At 41.0% G+C, this 807-nt stretch carries 1 protein-coding gene and 1 pseudogene; one reads left to right on the top strand and one right to left on the bottom strand.

Features of this window, described 5'->3' with window-relative positions; genetic code table 11:
- Positions 1–367, bottom strand: a pseudogene (locus A3763_RS24525) (hypothetical protein); the annotation flags it as partial.
- A 200-nt stretch (positions 368–567) separates the two neighbouring features.
- Between A3763_RS24525 and A3763_RS24520 the strand changes: the two are divergent.
- The coding region (locus A3763_RS24520) for a YaeQ family protein (RefSeq protein WP_197483103.1) at positions 568–807 on the top strand (240 nt) is incomplete at its 3' end.

Genomic DNA, 807 nt, shown 5'->3' with positions numbered 1-807 from the left:
TGGTTAAGGTGATTTCACCTGTGCGAAGAAAGTGTTTAGGCGAGCAGGAAAGACTAAAGGTACGTGTTAGCATTGCGCCATCTTTTTCAACGCTTAGCTGTACATATTGTCCGGCACTAAAACCAGCCCATTTTTTTTCTGGCCTTAAAGTCAGCGTGTAGATGTCATCTGTTTCATTTTTTATGAAGAGTACTTGAGCACTAGTTCTTCCGTGACGCCAATTTGGGCGAAACACCTGAATAATGGGCTCTAAAAAGACACCAAAGCTATCGGTATTGGTAAGTTGGCGGCTTAAGAAGCCAATAGCTTTCTGAGCGATTGTTTGCGATTCTGCTATAGGGCTTTCGCTGTTCATCCCTTTAGACATAGTGACCTCCTACTAAGTTCGAGGTACAGTTGTACGCTTTTTGTTCTATTATGTCTAGAATTGTCAGTCGCATGAGTATGATCATCTAATTTAGGTGGCCGAATTTTTTGGTAGTGGAGATTGTAGCAATTTAATTTGTGCGGAATATTTCATATCTGTGTAGTATGCCCATTTATTTATTAACGAATCTTGGGGATACCATGGCGCTGAAGTCCACGATCTATAAAGTTACTTTGCAACTAAGTGACTTTGATCGAGATCATTACCAAAGCTACTCGCTTAATGTTGCACTTCACCCGTCTGAAACCATTGAACGTATGTTGCTTCGTTTGCTTGCTTTTTCATTGTATGCAGATGAAGCGCTAAGTTTTACCAAGGGTTTATCGACTGATGATGAGCCGGATATCTGGCTCAAGTCTTTATCCGACGAAATAGAGTTG

The sequence above is a fragment of the Oleiphilus sp. HI0128 genome (genome assembly GCF_001635365.1).
This window is presented reverse-complemented; position numbering and strand designations above follow the sequence as displayed.